The sequence below is a fragment of the Streptomyces sp. NPDC043685 genome, from assembly GCF_056436585.1.
Map to the genome: position 1 here is coordinate 558,142 of NZ_JBWKCH010000006.1, position 18,274 is coordinate 576,415.

The following is an 18,274-nucleotide window of genomic DNA, read 5'->3' on the forward strand; positions in this document are numbered from 1 at the left end:
ATGAGACGTGCCTACGCGACCCTCCTCGCCCTGTGCCTCGGGCTGTTCGGCGCCCTCGCCACCGGCGGCCCCGCCCAGGCCGCACCCCAGACCGTCACCAACGGCACCCAGTTCACGGACACCTCGGGCAACCCCGTCCACGCGCACGGCGGCGGCGTCCTGAAGGTCGGCACCTACTACTACTGGTTCGGCGAGCACCGCAACGCCGACAACACCTTCCGGTACGTCGACGCCTACCGCTCGACCGACCTGAAGAACTGGGAGTTCCGCAACCACGTCCTCACCGAGGCGAGCGATCCGGAGCTCGCGACCGCCAACATCGAGCGGCCGAAGGTCATGTACAACGCCTCCACCGGCAAGTTCGTGATGTGGATGCACAAGGAGAACGGCACCGACTACAGCGAGGCCCGCGCGGCCGTGGCCGTCTCCGACACCGTCGACGGCAATTACACCTGGAAGGGCAGCTTCCGGCCGCTCGGCCAGCACATGTCCCGCGACATCACGGTCTTCGTCGACACCGACGGCGCCGGCTACATGATCTCCGCCGCCCGCGAGAACTACGACCTCCAGATCTACCGCCTCACCGCCGACTACACCGGCGTCGCGAGCCTGGTCGCCAACCCCTGGCCCGGCGGCCACCGCGAGGCCCCGGCGCTGTTCAAGCGGAACGGCGTCTACTTCATGCTCACCTCGGGCGCCACCGGCTGGAACCCCAACCAGCAGCAGTACGCCACGGCCACCAGCATCGCCGGCCCCTGGTCGGCCATGAGGAACATCGGCGACGCGACGACGTACGGCTCGCAGACGGCCTACGTCCTGCCGGTGCAGGGCACCTCGGGCACCTCGTACCTGTACATGGGCGACCGCTGGGGCAACTCCTTCGGCGGGACGGTCAACGACTCGCGCTACGTGTGGCTGCCGCTGACCTTCTCCAACTCGACCACCATGTCCATGTCCTGGTCGCCCGAGGTCACGATCGACACGACCGCCGGAACCGTCACGGGCACCAGCGCCACGTACAACACGCTGATCGCCCGCCACTCCTCCAAGTGCGCCGACGTCACGAGCCAGTCACTGTGGCCCGGCGCCCAGCTCAAGCAGTACGACTGCAACGGCGGCACCAACCAGAAGTACTGGTTCAAGTCCGTCGGAAGCGGCTACTACCAGCTGATGGTCAGGAACAGCAGCCTCTGCGTGCAGGACAACGCGACCACGGTCACGCAGGAGAACTGCAACGGCTCCGCCACCGCCCAGCAGTGGTCACTGGCCACCACCGGCTCGTACGTGAACGTCAAGTCCCGCGCGAGCGGCAGGTGCCTGGACGTGAACGGCGCGTCCACCGCCAACGGCGCCGCGCTCATCACGTACACGTGCAACGGCGGCACCAACCAGCAGTGGACGCGCGGGACATGACGACCGCCGCTACACCAGCAGGTCGATCGCGTCGATCGCCGTCCCCGCACTGAGGAACCCGCTCGCCCCCGACCCGCTCACCACGTCGATCCTGAGCACGTTGTACTGACTCGTGTCCGTCTTCCAGGCGGACGCCGGGACGTTGTACGTGAACGTGTGGTTGTTGCCCCGGTAGGAACCGTTGGTCAGCGACCGGGTGTCCGGCTGGGTGGGCGGGGCGGGGACCGCGGAGGTCCAGGAATCGTTGACGGTCACCTGCGGCCGGCCGTTCGCGTACGCCGTCGTCACGCCGATGCGCAGGGTGTGCGCGGCGGCCGCCTGGGCCGAAGTCAGCCGGAAGTACACCAGGATCCCGCTGTTGACGTCCTTCCAGAGGTAGCAGGGGAAGGCCGCCGTCTCGCCGCTGCCGACGACGACGTTCCCCGTCCAGGACGCCGCCCGCACGTCGGACGGATGCGCGTACGTCATCAGGCCGGCGTTCTTGAAGCCGCCCGGGGTGCCGTCCCAGTCCCCGATCCGCCAGATCGCGCCCGCCTCGGACGGGTCGTTGGAAACCGGTATCGCGATCGTGTTCAGGGCCGTCGTGCTGCCCGCCGAAACGCTCACCGACGTGGTGTACACCGCCAGTTCGCCCTTGAAGACGGTCAGGGTGTACGTCCCCGGCAGCACACCGGACAGGGAGAACCAGCCGTCCGAGGAGCGCGCCGAACCCCAGTACTGCGCCGAGGGGTTGGCGATGCCGACGGTGTACGGGTGTGCCGTGTCCCGGCCGGTGATCCCGACGCCCGTCACCTTGCCCCGGCCGCTCGCCGGCACGTACCCCGCGATGCCGAGCGAGTCGGCCCACGGCGTCGTCAGCGTCCCCGCGTACAGCGCCGGGGAGGGTGCCCCGCCGTCCGTGAAGGCGATGACGTACGGCCCCTGGAGGCCGAAGCGCTGCGCCTCGGTCTGGTTCTGCCCGTAGTGGAGGATCTCGTACAGGCCGCCGCCGTCCGCGCTCTGGTGCCGCAGCAGGGAGCGGTAGAACGGCCCGCCGGAGGCCTTCTCGTGGTTGCTGCGCACTATCCACAGGCCGACGCCGCCGGCGGACCAGCCGACGTGGTCGTAGTCCATGACGCGCCGCCCGGAGTAGTGCTTCGAGCGGGTCTGGCCGTCGGGTTTCCGGAACACGTCCGAGGCCTCGATGGCGGTCGGCGCGTAGGTGTAGGAGTCGGGTTCGTCGTTGAGGAACGCGCCCTTCCTGACGCGCAGGATGAACCGGGTGGCCGAGACGGAGGTGTCGGCCGTGTTCGTCCAGAGGTAGACGTTGTTCTCACCGCTGCGGGCCGCGTAGTAGTGCTTCAGGGTGCCGTGCGCGACGGAGATCAGGATCGTGGAACCGGACTGTTTGATGCCGACGGTGGAGGCGCCGAGCCCGGACTCGATGTGGGAGTTCCGGCCGTCGTAGCCCTGGTACTCCGTGCCCCGGTAGACCAGGGAGGTCAGGTCGCCGGTGGACTTGGAGACCTTGAGGACCAACTGGGCGCCGGTGTCGACGACGTAGTTCGCGCCGTCGTCGGTCCAGCCGAAACCGGCGGCCTGCGCCGGGCGGGTCAGGGCCGCGCCGACGGCGCCGGCGGTGGCGGCGAGGACGACGGCGCGGCGGCCGACGGCTGCGTTCGTGGCTCGGGGCATGGGGAGTGCCTCCTGCGCTGGGTGGGGGGAGCGAGACGCAAGCGAGGGTGACAGTTGAATCGATTTCGCGAAAGGGCTTTCACTCATGAAGGGCCGGAGTTCTGGTGAATGCTGCTCTGGGTCTAGAAAGCGCTTGTCCCGACCGGTACGGTCCCCCTCCAGGTCTTGTCGTGTGCTGGGAGGAGCCCGAGTGAGACGTTTCAGCATCGCCGTCGTGGCAGCGGTGACCCTGGGGACCGCGTTGTCGTCCGTACCCGCTCACGCGGGCGACGGGAGCGGCGCGGGCCGGGGGCTCGCCCACTGCGCCGCCGACAGCTGCCACTTCGACGTCCCGCCGGGCACGTACGACGTACGGGTCACGCTCGGCGGCAAGGCGGCCTCCAGCACGAGCGTCAGCGGTGAGACCCGCCGCTCCCTGCTCCCGGAGACGGCCGCACCGGCCGGAGAACGCGTCACGCGCAGTTTCACCGTGAACGTCCGCACCCCCGAGGGCGAGCCCACCGGCCCCGCGGGAACCCCCGGCCTCGACCTGCGGATCGGCGGCTCCGCCCCGGCCCTCGCCGGAATCCGGGTCACCCGGGCCCGGCACGCCCGCCAGATCTTCCTGGTCGGTGACTCCACCGTCTGCGACCAGCCCGGCGCCCCGTACTCCGGCTGGGGCCAGCAGCTGCCCCAGTTCCTCCGCAAGGGCGTGTCCGTCGCCAACTACGCCGATTCCGGGGAGAATACAGTCACGTATCTGGGGAACCCGCAGTTGTGGGCCACCGTACGGCCCCTGATCCGCCCCGGTGATCTGGTCCTGGTCCAGCTCGCGCACAACGACAAGACCACGGACGAGGCCACCTACCGGGCCAACCTGGAGGCGCTGGTCGCCGGTGTCCGGGAGCGGGGCGGGCAGCCGGTCCTTGTCACTCCCATCGTGCGGCGCTGGTTCAACTCCGACGGCACGCTGAACAACGGAACCGCGCTCCTGGTCAACGGCCTCGGTGTGGACCACCCGGCCGTCATCCGCTCGATCGCCGCGGCGCGTGACGTCCCGCTGATCGACCTCACGGCCAGGACCAAGGCCCTGGTGGAATCCCTCGGCCCGGAAGGCTCCAAGGCGCTGTACCTCACCAACGAGGCGCGGGACAACACCCACACCTCCGTGCGCGGCGCGACGGCCTTCGCGGGCCTCGTCCGCGACGAACTCGTCACCCTGCATCTGGTGCCGAAGGGCACGGTGCGGGTGGGATGAACCCCTGGGGCGCCCCGACCGGAACCGGGGCGCCCCAGGCCCGACCCTTCCGACCGGCCCCCGCACGAAAGACCTCCGATGCACCTGCCTCCCGCCGACCGCACGACCTCCCCGATCACCGGCTACACCCGCGCCCACTGGGAGGCGGCGGCCGACTCCCTGCTCGCCGCCGTCGAGCCGTACGCGAGCGAGGACCGCGCGCTCTACCACCTGCCCGGCGACCGGGCCAGCTGGTCGGGCCGCCTCTCCGACGGCCTGGAGGGCTACGCCCGCACCCTGCTGCTCGCCGCCTTCCGCCGTGACGAGAAGGCCCTGGAGCGTTACGCGGCCGGTCTCGCCGCCGGCGTCTCGGGCGTCTGGCCCCGCATCGAGGACCGCAGCCAGCCCCTGGTGGAGGCGGCCTCCATCGCCCTGGCCCTCCGCCTCACCCGGGACCTGCTCTGGGACCGGCTGGACGACGGCGTACGCGGGCGGGCGGCCGACTGGCTGGCCGACGCCCTCACCGCCGAACCCTGGCCCTGCAACTGGGAGCTGTTCCCCGTCACGGTGGGCGGTTTCCTCGCCGAGATCGGCCACGAGCCGGAGGCGTCCCGCGCGGCGATCGACCGCGGCCTGGAACGCATCGAGCGGTGGTACGTCGGCGACGGTTGGTACACCGACGGCGACGGCCGCAAGTACGACTACTACAACGGCTGGGCGATGCACCTCTACCCGGTGCTGCACGCCTGGCTGGAGCAGGACGAGCGGCTGCTGACGCTCTACGGCGACCGCCTGGACCGCCATCTGCACGACTACGCCCGCCTGTTCGGCGGCGACGGTGCCCCCATGCACCAGGGCCGCTCGCTGACGTACCGCTTCGCGACGACGGCCCCGCTGTGGCTGGGCGCGCTGACCGGCCGTACGCCGCTGGCGCCCGGCGAGACACGGCGGCTGGCCTCGGGCGCGCTGAAGTACTTCCTGGCCAGGGGCGCGGTGGACGACCGGGGCCTGCTGTCCCTCGGCTGGCACGGTCCCGACGAGTCCGTCCTCCAGGGCTACTCGGGCCCGGCCTCCCCCTACTGGGCGAGCAAGGGATTCCTCGGCCTGCTCCTGCCTGAGGACCACGAGGTCTGGACGGCGCCGGAGGAATACGCCCCCGTCGAACGCGCGGACTCCGTCACCCCCGTAGGACCGACCAACTGGCTGCTCCAGTCGACCCGTTCGGACGGCGTGGTCCGCCTCCACAACCACGGCAGCGAGGACGTCCGCTACGACCCCTACTACACGCGGCTGGCGTACTCCACCGTGACGGCACCGTCCAACTCCCACGACAACAGCGTCCTGGTCGCCGGGGACCCGGCCCGCACCGGCATCGAACCGCTCGGCGTGGGCGACGGCTGGGCGGCGTCCCGGCACACGGCGGGCGGGGGAGCGCGGGTGACCAGCGTGGTGCTGGCGCGCGGGGCGGCGGAGGTGCGCGCGCACCTGGTCACCGGCGCGCAGCCGGGCACGGAGGTCCGCCTGACCGGCTGGAGCGCGACGGACGGCGTCCGGTCGGAACTGCTCCCCGCGATCGGGCTCGACGACGACCTCACCGGTGTCACGACGGGGCACTCCACCCTGTTCGTCGCCCTGGCCCGGCTCACCGCCGAGGCCGCTCCTGCCCCGCTGGCGGAAACGGTCGCCGTAACCGCGGCCGGTGAGGGGGAGTTCACGGTCCGCTGGAGCGAGGGGCCCGAGGTGCGGGTCCGGCTGGACGGGGACGGGGTGCGCGTCGGCTGAGGTCTCCCGCTGCCCGGTTCGCCGGCGGCTGCCACGGTTCGGTCCGTGCCGAAGCGAGCCGGGCCTAGCGTGGCGGCATGACCGCAGATCCCCGACGAATGCCACCCGGCGGGCCCGTGACCGCCTTCGCCGCCCTCCACCGTGCCGGGGAGCCGCTGCTCCTGCCCAACGCCTGGGACCACGCATCCGCCCAGGTCTTGGCGGGGCAGGGCTTCCCGGCGATCGGGACGACGAGCCTGGGCGTCGCGGCGGCCGCGGGGCTGCCCGACGGGGCGGCGGCGACCCGCGAGGAGACGCTGCGGCTGGCCGTGGCCCTCGGGTCCGGGCCCTTCCAGCTGTCCGTCGACGCGGAGGGCGGGTTCAGCGACGACCCCGACGACGTGGCGGAGTTCGCGCGGGAGCTCCACGCGGCCGGAGCGGTGGGTGTCAACCTGGAGGACGGCCTGGGGCCGGCCGCCCGGCACGCGGCGAAGATCGCAGCGGTCAAGCAGGCTGCTCCCGGCCTGTTCGTCAACGCCCGTACGGACACGCACTGGCTGGGCGACGGTGACGGCACCCTCGCACGCCTCGACGCCTACCGCCGGGCGGGCGCGGACGGGGTGTTCGTCCCCGGTCTCACCGATCTGCGGGCGATCGAGGCGTTGCTGCGCCACCTGGACGTGCCCCTCAACGTCCTCTACTCGCCCGGCGGCCCGTCCGTCCCGCACCTGGCCGACGCGGGAGTCCACCGCATCAGCCTCGGCTCGCTGCTGTACCGGCGGGCGCTGGGCGCGGCCTCGGAGGCGATGGCGGAGATTCGCGCCGGCCGGACACCGACGGGCACGACACCGTCCTACGACGCCGTGGCGGGGCTCGCCTCCCGCTAGGGCCGACTGCCGAGCGCGGCGACCAGCCGGGAGACGGCCGTGAGGCCGGCGACCCCGAGTCCGCTACCCGCGGGGCCAGTTGCGGAGCAGTACGTGCAGGGCGTCGATCGCCCGGTCCCAGGACGCCTGTACGTCACGGGGGGCGCCGAAGGCTCCGGTGGACTCCAGGGCGCAGTAGCCCTGGAAGGTGCTGCGCAGCAGGCGTACGGCGTCGGTGAGGTCGGGTTCCGTCAGGTCGTAGGCGCGGAGCATGCCGTAGGTGACGTCGGCCGTGCGGCGCAGGGCGGGGGAGTCGGCGACGAGGTCCTGGTCGATCCGGATCTGGGTCGCCGCGTAGCGGCCCGGGTGTTCCAGGGCGTAGGACCGGTAGGCGGAGGCGAAAGCGGTGAGGGTGTCCTTGCCGGGCTCGCGTCCCTCGACCGCCTCCGCGATCCGGTCGATCATCTCGCCGCCGACGAGGAGGGCCATGCGGGTGCGCAGGTCCCGCAGGCCCCGGACGTGGGTGTACAGGCTCGCGTCCTTCACCCCGAAACGGCGTGCCAGGGCGGAGAGGGTGACGCCCTCGTAGCCGGCCTCGTCGGCGAGTTCGACCGCGGCCGCGACGAGGCGCTCGGGGGTGAGACCGGCTCTGGGCATGGGGGTTCCGGGTACCTCTCGCAGAGGGCCGTGCCGGGGCGGGGCCCATGGACGCAGGGAGCGCATCGTAGCCGCCGGGGCAGGCGTGGGGGCGTCACACCCCGTCCCTCACACCTGCCGTTGCGCGATCGCCCGGGCGGGTCCGCCGGTCGGCGTGGCCGGCCCGCTCAGCGGATCGGCGCGTACACCACCCCCAGCTTGTCGAGCTCGTCGCCCGCGCGGCCCGTGAAGCCCACGATCTGCCAGCCGGAGGGGGCCGTGAAGGTCTTCGCGTCGGAGGTGGCCGTACCCGCGGAGAGGCCGCGGTTCCTGTCGGTCGTGAACGCCGCCGAGAACAGGCGCGTGCGTCCGTCCTTCTGGCCCTGTGTCAGTCTCACCGAGGTCAGGTGCTCGCCGGCGGCCAGGGTCAGGGAGGTCGCGGTGCCGCCCGTGCCGCCGTGGGTGAGGGTGGTACCGCCGTCGTGGGTGAGGGACACGGCGTCCAGACGGGTGCTGCCGCGCAGCGTGAGGGTGCGCGGAGAGGGGACCGCCGGCAGGTCGTCCGCGTCGTTGAAGGCCGTGCCGTGCGGGCCGCCGAAGAAGTCGCTCGCGCGCAGCGACGCGTTGAGCGTGTAGGAGAAGTCGACCGCGTGCGGGAAGTGGTCGGAGAGGTTGCCGCCGGCCGGGTCCAGGAAGGACGCCCAGGCGTTGGCGTAGCGGGTCGCGTTCAGGCTCAGCAGCTTGCTGCCGCGGTAGAGGACCTTGTCCACGACCTCGCAGTCGTCCGGCGGGGCCGTGGTGGGGCAGACGAGCGCGGCGCTGCCCTGGGCCGGGGGCGTCCCGCCCTTGACGCGCTGCACCCATGCGTCGGTCAGGCCGTTCTCGCTCACGAGCGTGCGGATGTTGTCGCCGGAGCGCGTGTAACGCGTGTTCGTGTCGCCCATGACGATCACCGCGTTGCCGGACGAGTTCGCCCGGATGAAGGCGGACAGCTGCTCGATGTTGGCGCGGCGGGCGGCGAGCGCGTCGTCGGTGTCGTCGGCGTTGGTGTGCACGTTGTACAGGTCCACGAAAACACCCTCGGCGAGCCGGACTCGCGCCAGCGAAAAGCCCTTCGGGGTGAGGCAGTTGGTGCCGGTGCACTTGGTCCACTTCACCCGCTGGAAGTCCTCGAAGGGATGGTCCGAGAGGGTGTTGAGGCCGTCTCCGAAGGGGACTCCGCCGCTGGTCGCGGTGCGGTGGGCGTGGTCGTCGCCCGCGTACAGGGCGGCGTGGTAGTTGAAGTCCTCCTGCACGTTGACGATGTCGTACGCCCCGAGGCGCGGCGAGATCAGCGGAGTGTTCTTCTCCGGGTGCCCGGAGCTCAGGCCCTCGGGGAGGCCCGCGACGTTGTAGGTGAGGACGTCGAAGGAGCCGGATTCCGCGGCGGCGGCGGGAGTAGCGCCGGTGGTGGCCAGGCCCGTGACGGCCAGGGACGCGGCCAGGGCGGTGCCGATGAGTCTCTTCATGGGGGGTGTCTCCGGTCGGAGCAGACGAGGGGGACGAAGGTGAACGGTGCTCAGGTTCGAGGGCAACACCCCTGGTGCGCAAGGGGAATGGCGCGAACAGTGGGAGACGTCCTGGCGTCAGGAGTGCCGCAGCAGGTTCAGATCCGTGCCCCAGGAGTCGAGGACCTCGCCGTGCCCGGCGTCGCGCGCCGCCCCCTCGATCTCGGTGAAGAGCGCGCGCTGGGTGCCCGGGTCGCCGTCACCGAGGATGCGCCGCAGGACCGGCAGGAGACGGTCCGCGGCCCACCGGGGGTCGCCCAGCGGCCGCCGCTCCAGCTCCCACCGCAGGTACTTGTTGTACGGCCGGACACGGCGGTGCAGGGCGAACAGCACCTCCAAGGCGTACGGGACCGCCTCGGCGGCGTCCAGCCGGCCCGCCTCGGGGCGGTCGTCGCGGTAGCTCTTCAGGGAGCGGTAGGTCTGGTTGACGTAGGCGTCGAGCCAGCCGGCGGCGGCCGTGCGGGCCTCTTCGGCCGTGCGGGTCCGCTTCTCGTCGAGGATCCGGGCGATCGTCCCGTCGAGGCGGTCGAGCAGCACCTCGGCATGGACGTAGGAGTACCGCGCGAAGCCGTCCGGGCTGCCGGGCATCCCGCGGGCGCGGAACTCCTCCAGGGACAGCACCACGAGGTCGAGGTGGGACGAGCGGAACCGGTCCAGCGCGTCGAGAGCGCGGGTCCGCCGGTCCCGGAGGACGACGTGCAGGTCGTAGTCGGAGCGGTCGGTCGGCATGCCCGCGTGGACCTGGGAGCCGCTGAGGACCAGGCCGACCACGCAGGGGTCGGCGCTCGCCCGTGCGACGAAGGTCCGCAGGGTCTCCTCGGGGGTTCGCCCGAGCACGACGTCCGGGACGGGGGAGTGCTGGTCGCGCACCATTGATCTCTCCATGCGGGAACGCCCGTTGCCTGCCGGCACGGGAACGGGATCGGTTCGCGTCTGCGGCACCGGGGCACCGCCGGAGAGATCACTTCACGGTGCCGAGGCTATCCGTCCGGGCGTGCCGTGTCAGCCCGTCGGACGGACGCGTGGCGGGACGGGGCCGCTGTGGACGCCGTCCGGACGCGTGGCGGGACGGGCCGCTCCTGACAGCATCCGGACGCGTGGCGGGAGGGCCGCTCCCGACACCGTCCGGCTCACGGGCAGTCGCCGCCGTCCCGCAGCGCGTCCAGGGCGGCCCAGCACGCCCCGGGCGCGTCACGGGGGAACACCGCCGGGGCGCGTTCGGGACCGAACACGACGTATCCCTCCGCCAGGAACGACAGGGCACCCCACTCCTCCCGTCGGTGGGACCGGGCCAGTACCCGCCCGCAGGGCGCGCAGGCGATCCACGGCACCAGCACCGTCGCGGCGAGCGGGTGCCCCGGCAGCACGAATCCGGCGGGCCGGGTCTCCTCCGCCCCGTCCGGGACCACCCGCAGCCGTCCGGCCTCCTCGCCGGCACCGGGCAGGGCCGCGATCCGCGCGCCGAGCCAGTCCCACTCCCCCCACTGCTCGGCCATCACCGCGAGCTCGGCGCGGGCCGGCTCCTCGACGCCCGTGCCCTGTCCGAGCAGCCGGTCGACCAACAGCTCCAGACCGGCCTCCTGCTCCCCGATGTCCCAGCAGCCCTGGACCTCCTCGCGGTCGCCGGGCGCCGAGAGCAGCCCGGCCAGCCGGCTCCACACGACGGCCTCCGCGGCGTACTCCTGCGCGCTCATCCGTTGATCCCGCTGTAATGCCGCAGGCTCCAGCTCCACAGCAGCCGCGCCGCCAGATACGCCAGCAGTCCGAGCAGCGGTGCGGCCGCCGCGAGCCAGTAGGGGACGCCGGTGGCATGGCCGTGGCCGGTCAGGACCGCCGCCGGGAAGTAGGCGACGAACGCGAGCGGCAGGCCGTAGGTCAGGAAACCGCCCACCGCCCTGGGCAGGACGTTCAAGGGGTAGCTGCCGAAGGTGCCGAGGAGTTCCTCCAGCCAGCGGCCCCACATGTCGGCGGCCGGGAAGCGCAGGGACGCGCTCGCCACGACCGTGAACAGGGCCGCCTCCAGCAGCATGCCGCCGAGGACGGCCGCGACGAGGTAGCCGACACGGCCCGCCGTCCAGTCCAGGTCGCTGCGGGAGAGCGCGCCCACCATCAGGCCCGCCGCCACCGTCAGGTCCCCGATCGCGTTGGTCGGGAAGAACGCCAGCTGGATCTGGCGGTGGACCGGCATCGGGCGCATCAGATAGATGTCGATGCGGCCTTCCTGGACCTGCCGCCCGGCCCAGTGCATGCGCCCCAGGAACAGGACGAACAGGCCGTGCGCCAGCATCCGCGTCGCCGGGATCAGCAGCACGTCGGAGCTGTCCCAGCCGCCCATCCCGGCGAACCGCGACAACAGCACCGTCGCGAACACGATCACCGACACCTGCCAGATCGCCCCGATCGCGATCATCAGCAGGAACTCGGTGCGGTACTCCAGCTGCGCGCGGAAGTTGAGCGCCGTCACGCGCCACACGATCCGCAGTGCCTTCCACGACATCTCAGCCTCCCTGCGAGATCACGCGCCGGGCGGCCCGCCGCCACAGGAACCGGGTGAACAACGCCAGCGCCACCACCCAGGCGGCCTGCACGGACAGCTGGAACGCCGCGTCGGACAGGGGAATGCGCCCCACGTACAGCGACAGCGGCACACTCAGCGTCGCCTGGAAGGGCAGGAACGCGCTCATCGTCACGAACCAGTCCGGGAAGAACCACAGCGGCGCGTACACCCCGGACAGAAGGTTCTGCGCGAACAGCAGGATGAGCATGGCCGCGGTGTTGCGGATCGTCCAGAAACACAGCTGGTCCAGGACCAGCATCACGTAGTACAGCACCCACTGGCCCAGCAGCATGCTGAGCAGGAACACCCCCGCCACGCCTGCCGACGCGGGCGGCTCGACGGCGCCCACGGCCAGGCAGATCAGGTATCCCGTCAACGCCCAGGCGAATCCGTACAGTTGCTCTCCGGCGGCCCGCAGGGCGTAGTAGCGCTGCGGCGGCAGCGGCCGCAGGTACCAGTACACGATCGTCCCGAAGTGCATGTGCTGCAGGACGGTGTCCCGGCCCGCGTACTGGTCCAGCTCCCGCAGCCGGGACGCCAGTACGGCCAGCACGGCGTACGTGACCGCCTGGTCGCGGCTCAGCCCCGCGGTCGTGCCGGTCTGCGCGTACAGGCCCCGCCACAGCGACCAGACCAGCACCACCTGCACGGCCAGCCGCAGGGCCACCGCCGTCATCCGGGGCGGTGCGTTCAGCTCGCCGAGCGGGGTGACCCGGGCGGCGCGCCAGGCATGGAGCACGGCCACCTCAGACCTCCCCGGCGTGCGCGTACGCGGCCCGCATCACGTCCTCGAGGTCCGCCTCGTCCAGCGCGATGTCCGTCACCTCGAACCGCTCGATCACCGCCTTCAGCGCCTGCTGGACGGTGAGCGCGTCCGGGCCGCCGGGGCCGAGGACGATCTGGGCGCCGGTGTGCCGCAGCAGCGTGGTGCCCGGCGGCGCCACGACCTCGGTGTGCGGGTCGGCCAGGGTGGCCCGCACCTGCCAGGTCGAGCCGAACTTCCGGCGGATCTCGTCGAGCGAGCCGTCGAGCATCAGCCGGCCGTGGTTGACCAGCACGACCCGCTCGGCCAGCCGCTCGACCTCCGTCATGTCGTGCGTGGTCAGCAGGACCGTACGGCCGCGCTGCTCCACCTGGTGCCGCAGGAACTCCCGCACCTGCTCCTTGACCACCACGTCCATGCCGATGGTCGGCTCGTCGAGGAACACCACCGGCGGGTCGTGCAGCAGGGCGGCGGCCAGGTCGCTGCGCACCCGCTGTCCGAGCGAGAGGTGGCGCACCCGGGTGTCCCAGAACGACGACAGGTCCAGGATGTCGTCGAACTCCGCCAGGCGGGCGGCGTGTTCGGCCTTCGGCACCTCGTAGATGTCCCGCAGGATCGCGAACGACTCGCGCACCGGCAGGTCCCACCACAACTGGGTGCGCTGCCCGAACACCGCCCCGACGTTGCGGGCGTTGCGCTCCCGCTCCCGGTACGGCACCACGCCGGCGACCCGGGCCTCGCCGGACGTGGGCGTGAGGATCCCGGTGAGGATCTTGATGGTGGTGGACTTGCCGGCGCCGTTCGGGCCGAGCAGGGCGAGGAGTTCGCCCCGCGCCACGTCGAAGGTGATGTCGGAGACGGCGTGCTTGGCCACCCGCTCGGGATTGACCAGCGAGCGGACGGCGCCCGTGAAGCCGGGGCGGCGGACGGTGGTGTGGAAAGTGCGGGACAACCCGCGGACCTCGATGGCGACACTCAACTGACCCATCAACTCCCTTGCGCCGCACGCAGTCGCGGCCGGTCGGCTGCGGGAGCCGACCGGCCGCGGATGACGTCACGACACTGTCAAAATGTCGATCAATCGGTCAATCCATTAATCAACTTCTTACCTGGCGGTCGAGAACACGAACGAGAACTCCGACGGTTCCGCCTTCAGGGAGTACTGCGGCAGCGGGCCCGGGCCGCAGGACTGGGAGCCGATGCCGTGCAGCCCGTGGTCCAGGTTGACCCACACCGTGTCACCGGGAGTGAGGTCGGTGCGGTGCCGTGCCGCGTCCAGCTGCTCGGTCGTCCAGCGCCGCGCGGTGAACCAGAACTCCGGGTCGCCCTCGATCCTGAGGCCGCCGAGCTCCACCCAGCGGACGTCGGCGCGGGCACCGTTCTCCTGCGGGCGGACGTACGGCGTCTGGAGCCCGTCCACCGTCGACTGCCAGCGGCCCACCATGGACGCCTTCGCCGTGTCGGGGTACGCCTCGCCGGGGCCGCCGCCGAACCACTCCACGCGGTCCGCCTCGGCGAGCCCGAAGCGGACGCCGAGCCGGGGCAGCGGCACCGTCCAGTCGCCCTCGGGCGTCACGGACACGGTCAGCCGCAGCCGCTCCCCGTCGGACGTCCAGCGGTACACCGTGTCCAGACCCACCTCGCGGGCGGCGGGCGCCACCCGGGTGCGGACCGTCAGCGCGTCGTCGCCCGCCTCGACCGAGACCAGGCGGTGGCGCATCCGGTGCAGACCGAGCGTGCGCCACAGCACGCCGTAGCGGGTGTCGGTCTGCCACTCGGCGCCGTCGTCGTTGTCGGTCGGCGCCCGCCACACGTCCAGCCGGGGCGCCGCGGTGACCTCCACCCCGTCGACCGAGAGCAGCGCACCGGTGCGCGCGTCGAACCGGGCCGGGCCCAGCGTGATCCCGCCGTCGTCGAGGACGGGCCGGTCGGTCGCCGGGAGGGACGGCAGCGGCCGCGCCCCCACCGCGAACTGGCCCCAGGCCACCACGTGGCCCTTCTCGGCCCACGACGTGTCGTCCGCGAGCAGCGCCCGCACCGTCCACTGCCGCTCCCCGCCCCGGCCGTCCGCGGGCGGTTCCGGCAGCTTGACCTCGGCGCTCTCGCCCGGCGCGAGCGCGGGCACCGCGAGCGAACCCGACTCGACGGTCTCGCCGTCCACCTGGCACGACCACTCGAAGGCCAGCGCGGACAGGTCGGCGAAGTCCTGCTTGTTGGTGACCCGCACGATGCCGTTCGCGCCGTCGCCCTCGATGTGGACCGGCTCGATCACCTTCTTGTACTCGATCAGGCCCGGCGACGGAGTCCGGTCCGGGAAGACCAGGCCGTCGCACACGAAGTTGCCGTCGTGCAGCTCCTCGCCGAAGTCACCGCCGTAGGCGTAGCCCAGCTCGGCGTGCCGGACGCCGTGGTCGATCCACTCCCAGACGAACGCGCCCTGGAGCCGGTCGTACTTCTCGAAGAGCTCCTGGTAGTCGGCGAGTCCGCCCGGGCCGTTGCCCATGGCGTGCGCGTACTCGCACTGGATGAACGGCAGCTCGCGGCGCCTGTGCGTGCCACCGTCGAGGCGCTGCCCGATCTTCTCGACCTCGTCGTGGAAGGCGTACATGCGCGAGTACACGTCCGTGTCGCGGCAGTTCCAGTCGCCCTCGTAGTGCACCAGCCGCTCGGGGTCGCGGTCGTGGATCCACTCCGCCATGGCGGTGAGCCCGCGGCCGGTGCCGGCCTCGTTGCCCAGCGACCAGAACACGATCGAGGGGTGGTTCTTGTCCCGCTCGACCATGCGGGCGGCACGGTCCAGCAGGGCCGGGGTCCAGCGGTCGTCGTCGACCGGGTTGTCCCGCCAGTCCTGCTCGGTGAAACCGTGCGTCTCCAGGTCGCACTCGTCGATGACCCACAGGCCGTACTCGTCGCACAGGTCCAGGAAGGCCGGGTGCGGCGGGTAGTGCGAGGTGCGCACGGCGTTGAGGTTGTGCCGCTTCATCAGCAGCACGTCCTCGCGCATGGTCTCCAGGTCGAGCGCGCGGCCCCGCTCGGGGTGCCACTCGTGCCGGTTGACGCCCTTGAAGAGGACGGCCCTGCCGTTGACCTTGATCAGCCCGTCCTCGAGGACGACCGTACGGAAACCGATCCGCAGCGGCACCCGCTCCCCGCCCGTGGCCAGCACCCCGTCGTAGAGCATCGGCGTCTCGGCCGTCCACGGCTCGACCGGAACCGTCACCGGTTCGCCGGTCGCGACATCGATGTCCAGGGCCGGCACGGTCACCCGGCCGTCGACGTCGGAGTCGACGCGCAGGGTGCCCTCGCCGGTGGTGTGGTCGTAGGAGGCGTGCACGAAGAAGTCGCGCACGCTGTCCGCCGGGCGGTGCAGCAGCGTCACGTCACGGAAGATGCCCGGCAGCCACCACTGGTCCTGGTCCTCCAGGTACGACCCCGCCGACCACTGGTGCACGCGTACGGCCAGCACGTTGCCGCCCGGCTTGAGCAGCTCGCCGACCGCGAACTCGTGCGGCAGCCGGGAGCCCTTGAACTCGCCGAGCTCCGTGCCGTTCAGCCAGACGCGGGCGCAGGACTCGACGCCGTCGAAGCGCAGCACCGCCCCGCCGTCCGACGGCCAGTCGGACGGCAGGTCGAAGACGCGCAGATGGTCACCGGTCGGGTTCTCCGTCGGAACGTACGGCGGGTCCACCGGGAAGGGGTAGAGGTGGTTGGTGTAGATCGGGGAGCCGAACGCCCCGTCGCCCTGGAGGACCCAGTGCCCGGGGACCGTGACCTCGGCCCAGTTCCCGGCGTCGTAGCCCTCCTCGGCGAACGAGTCGTCCTCGGCGTCGGCGGTGGCCGACAGCCGGAAGCGCCAGCTGCCGTTCAGCGACAGGGCTCGTGCGTCCGAGGACGCGTACCAGGCACGGGGCGGCAGGGCACCGCTGCCCGGAGAGACGTCCTCGACGTAGTCGACGGATGGGGTCGTGCGGAAAGACATCGGTCTCCTAGCTCAGCCCTTGATGCCGGTCTGTGCGATCCCCTGCACCAGCCAGCGCTGGAGGAAGAGGAAGACGAAGATCAGGGGCAGGATCGAGATGGCGGTGGCCATGAAGATCAGGTGGTAGTTGACGGTCTGGTTCGTCATATATGACGACAGGGCCACCTGGACTGTCCAGGCACTCGGATCCTGTCCGATGACCAGGGGCCACAGGAAGGCGTTCCAGCCGTTGATGAAGGTGATCGTGGCGATGGCCGCGAAGAAGTTCAGCGAGTTCGGCACGACGATCCGCCAGTAGGCGCCCCAGTAGCCGAGCCCGTCCACGCGCGCCGCCTCCTCCAGCTCCTTCGGGAACCCCAGGAAGTACTGCCGGAACAGGAAGCACGTGAAACCGCTGAACAGGCCCGGGATGATCAGGCCCCGGTAACTGTCCACCCAGCCCAGCGACGAGACCAGCACGAAGCTGGGCACGAAGGTGACCGCCGTCGGAACCATCAAGGTCACCAGAACGGCGTAGAAGACCTTGTTGGCGTGCTTGTACGGGATGCGGGCCAGGCCGTATCCGGCCATCGAGCAGATCAGCAGGATGCCGGCCGTGTGCAGGACGGCGACGACCACGGAGTTCCACAGGGACTGCGCGAAGTCGACGGTGACGTCGTCGAACGGCTCGCTGATGTTGCCCCACTGGATGGACGTGGGGAACCACTTCCAGGTCTCGCCCGTGATCTCCGGGTCCGTCATCAGCGCGTTGCGGACGATCAGATAGAAGGGGATCAGGAAGAGGACCGCGGCGACGCCGGTCGCGAGGTACAGACCGGTGCTGCCCATGACGCCGCCGCCGCGCTTGGCCTTGGCCGGCTTCGTCGCCTTGGTGATGTCGGGTGCTGTGGTGGTCACTTGGACTCCTCACCCCTTCCGAAGCCCATGATCTTGCCCTGGAGCAGTGTGACGACGCAGATGAGCAGCGTCAGCACGACCGCGCCCGCGCTGCCCGCGCCGTAGTTCTGGTTCTGGCCGAGGGCCACCTTGTACAGCTCGACCAGCGGGGGCTGGCCCCAGGTGGCCTTGGGGAGCAGGTTGAAGAACTCGTCGAAGGCCTGGTAGGCGGCCACGAGCAACAGCAGGATCACCGCGGTGGTGGTCGCCCGCAGCTGCGGCAGCGTGATGTGCCGGAAGGTCTGCCACCCCGGCTTGGCGCCGTCGATGGAGGCCGCCTCGTACAGCTCCCGCGGGATGTTCTGCAGCGCCGCCAGGAACAGGATCATGTAGAAGCCCGACTGCAGCCACAGGCGCACGGTCACGATGACCAGCCAGTACCAGGGCGGATCGGGGTTGGCGAGCCAGGCGATGTTGTCGATGCCGAACCAGCCGATGACCGTGTTCATCAGGCCGAAGCGGACGCCGTTGAAGATGGACATCTTCCAGATCAGCGCGGCGGCGACATAGCTGACCGCGGTGGGCAGGAAGAACACCGACCGGAAGAACGCCCGCATGAACCGGAGCCGGTTCACCAGCAGCGCCAGGCCCAGCGACATGGCCCAGGTGGCCGGCACGATGAACGCGGCGAACACGGTGAAGGTGACGAGGGAGTTCCTGAAGTTCTCGTCCGACAGGATCTGCACGTAGTTGTCGAAGCCGACGAACTCGCTCGGCGTGACGGTGAAGCGTGCCTCGAAGAAGCTGAGCCAGATGCTCCAGCCGATGGGCACGAAGACGAAGATGACCAGGCCGATCAGGAACGGCCCGGTGAACAGCCAGAAGTTGAAGGTGCTGCTCGCCCTCAGGCCCCGCCGCGGCCGAGGCGTGGAGGCCTTGGCCGCGGCGGGCTGGGCGACCCCGCGCGTGGTGGTGGTCGACATGTC

Annotated in this window: 15 protein-coding genes; 4 read left to right on the forward strand and 11 right to left on the reverse strand. The window is 71.2% G+C overall.

Annotation, left to right across the window (positions count from 1 at the left end; translation table 11 throughout):
• Nucleotides 1-1,413: an RICIN domain-containing protein gene (locus AC0665_RS22405; protein ID WP_468631829.1), complete on the forward strand. Its 1,413-nt coding sequence runs from the start codon at nt 1-3 to the stop codon at nt 1,411-1,413.
• Nucleotides 1,414-1,422: 9 nt separating this feature from the next.
• On the opposite strand, the gene AC0665_RS22410 is transcribed toward AC0665_RS22405, so the two are convergent.
• Nucleotides 1,423-3,087 carry a rhamnogalacturonan lyase B N-terminal domain-containing protein gene (locus AC0665_RS22410; RefSeq protein WP_478705650.1) on the reverse strand — a complete coding sequence of 555 codons (1,665 nt, stop codon included), beginning with the start codon at nt 3,085-3,087 and terminating at the stop codon, nt 1,423-1,425.
• Nucleotides 3,088-3,277: 190 nt separating this feature from the next.
• On the opposite strand from AC0665_RS22410, the gene AC0665_RS22415 reads away from it, so the two are divergent.
• The 3 genes from AC0665_RS22415 to AC0665_RS22425 all read left to right on the forward strand — a co-directional run bounded on the left by AC0665_RS22415 (nt 3,278) and on the right by AC0665_RS22425 (nt 6,951).
• Complete coding sequence (locus AC0665_RS22415) at nt 3,278-4,324, forward strand: rhamnogalacturonan acetylesterase (RefSeq protein ID WP_478705651.1); 1,047 nt, start codon at nt 3,278-3,280, stop codon at nt 4,322-4,324.
• A 78-nt stretch (nt 4,325-4,402) separates the two neighbouring features.
• A complete protein-coding gene (locus tag AC0665_RS22420) occupies nt 4,403-6,085 on the forward strand; it encodes a DUF2264 domain-containing protein (RefSeq protein ID WP_478705652.1) in 1,683 nt (560 codons plus the stop codon).
• Nucleotides 6,086-6,162: 77 nt separating this feature from the next.
• Entirely contained in the window at nt 6,163-6,951 is a 789-nt protein-coding gene (locus tag AC0665_RS22425) for an isocitrate lyase/PEP mutase family protein (RefSeq protein WP_478705653.1), read from the forward strand.
• Between the two features lie 63 nt (nt 6,952-7,014).
• Here AC0665_RS22425 and AC0665_RS22430 read toward each other — a convergent pair whose 3' ends face one another.
• The 10 genes from AC0665_RS22430 to AC0665_RS22475 all read right to left on the reverse strand — a co-directional run bounded on the left by AC0665_RS22430 (nt 7,015) and on the right by AC0665_RS22475 (nt 18,271).
• On the reverse strand, nt 7,015-7,587 hold the full coding sequence (locus tag AC0665_RS22430) for a TetR/AcrR family transcriptional regulator (RefSeq protein ID WP_478705654.1): 573 nt from the start codon (nt 7,585-7,587) through the stop codon (nt 7,015-7,017).
• A gap of 167 nt (nt 7,588-7,754) precedes the next feature.
• A complete protein-coding gene (locus AC0665_RS22435; RefSeq protein WP_468403134.1) occupies nt 7,755-9,074 on the reverse strand; it encodes a jacalin-like lectin in 1,320 nt (439 codons plus the stop codon).
• Between the two features lie 117 nt (nt 9,075-9,191).
• The gene (locus tag AC0665_RS22440) at nt 9,192-9,986 is read right to left on the reverse strand and encodes a hypothetical protein (protein ID WP_478705655.1); all 795 of its coding nucleotides are present in this window, start codon (nt 9,984-9,986) and stop codon (nt 9,192-9,194) included.
• A 257-nt stretch (nt 9,987-10,243) separates the two neighbouring features.
• On the reverse strand, nt 10,244-10,807 hold the full coding sequence (locus AC0665_RS22445; protein WP_468631843.1) for a hypothetical protein: 564 nt from the start codon (nt 10,805-10,807) through the stop codon (nt 10,244-10,246).
• Nucleotides 10,804-11,610: an ABC transporter permease gene (locus AC0665_RS22450; RefSeq protein ID WP_478603900.1), complete on the reverse strand. Its 807-nt coding sequence runs from the start codon at nt 11,608-11,610 to the stop codon at nt 10,804-10,806. Before AC0665_RS22450 ends, AC0665_RS22445 begins: the two co-directional genes overlap by 4 nt.
• Nucleotide 11,611: 1 nt before the next feature.
• Nucleotides 11,612-12,415: an ABC transporter permease gene (locus tag AC0665_RS22455; RefSeq protein WP_468403141.1), complete on the reverse strand. Its 804-nt coding sequence runs from the start codon at nt 12,413-12,415 to the stop codon at nt 11,612-11,614.
• 1 nt (nt 12,416) lies between these two features.
• On the reverse strand, nt 12,417-13,412 hold the full coding sequence (locus AC0665_RS22460) for an ABC transporter ATP-binding protein (RefSeq protein ID WP_468404793.1): 996 nt from the start codon (nt 13,410-13,412) through the stop codon (nt 12,417-12,419).
• Nucleotides 13,413-13,538: 126 nt separating this feature from the next.
• On the reverse strand, nt 13,539-16,412 hold the full coding sequence (locus tag AC0665_RS22465) for a glycoside hydrolase family 2 TIM barrel-domain containing protein (RefSeq protein WP_478705656.1): 2,874 nt from the start codon (nt 16,410-16,412) through the stop codon (nt 13,539-13,541).
• Nucleotides 16,413-16,424: 12 nt separating this feature from the next.
• Nucleotides 16,425-17,309, reverse strand: a complete 885-nt coding sequence (locus AC0665_RS22470; RefSeq protein ID WP_468403145.1) for a carbohydrate ABC transporter permease — start codon at nt 17,307-17,309, stop codon at nt 16,425-16,427.
• Nucleotides 17,306-18,271, reverse strand: a complete 966-nt coding sequence (locus AC0665_RS22475) for a carbohydrate ABC transporter permease (RefSeq protein ID WP_478603895.1) — start codon at nt 18,269-18,271, stop codon at nt 17,306-17,308. The genes AC0665_RS22470 and AC0665_RS22475 overlap by 4 nt, the downstream gene beginning before the upstream one ends.
• Nucleotides 18,272-18,274: the final 3 nt, after the last annotated feature.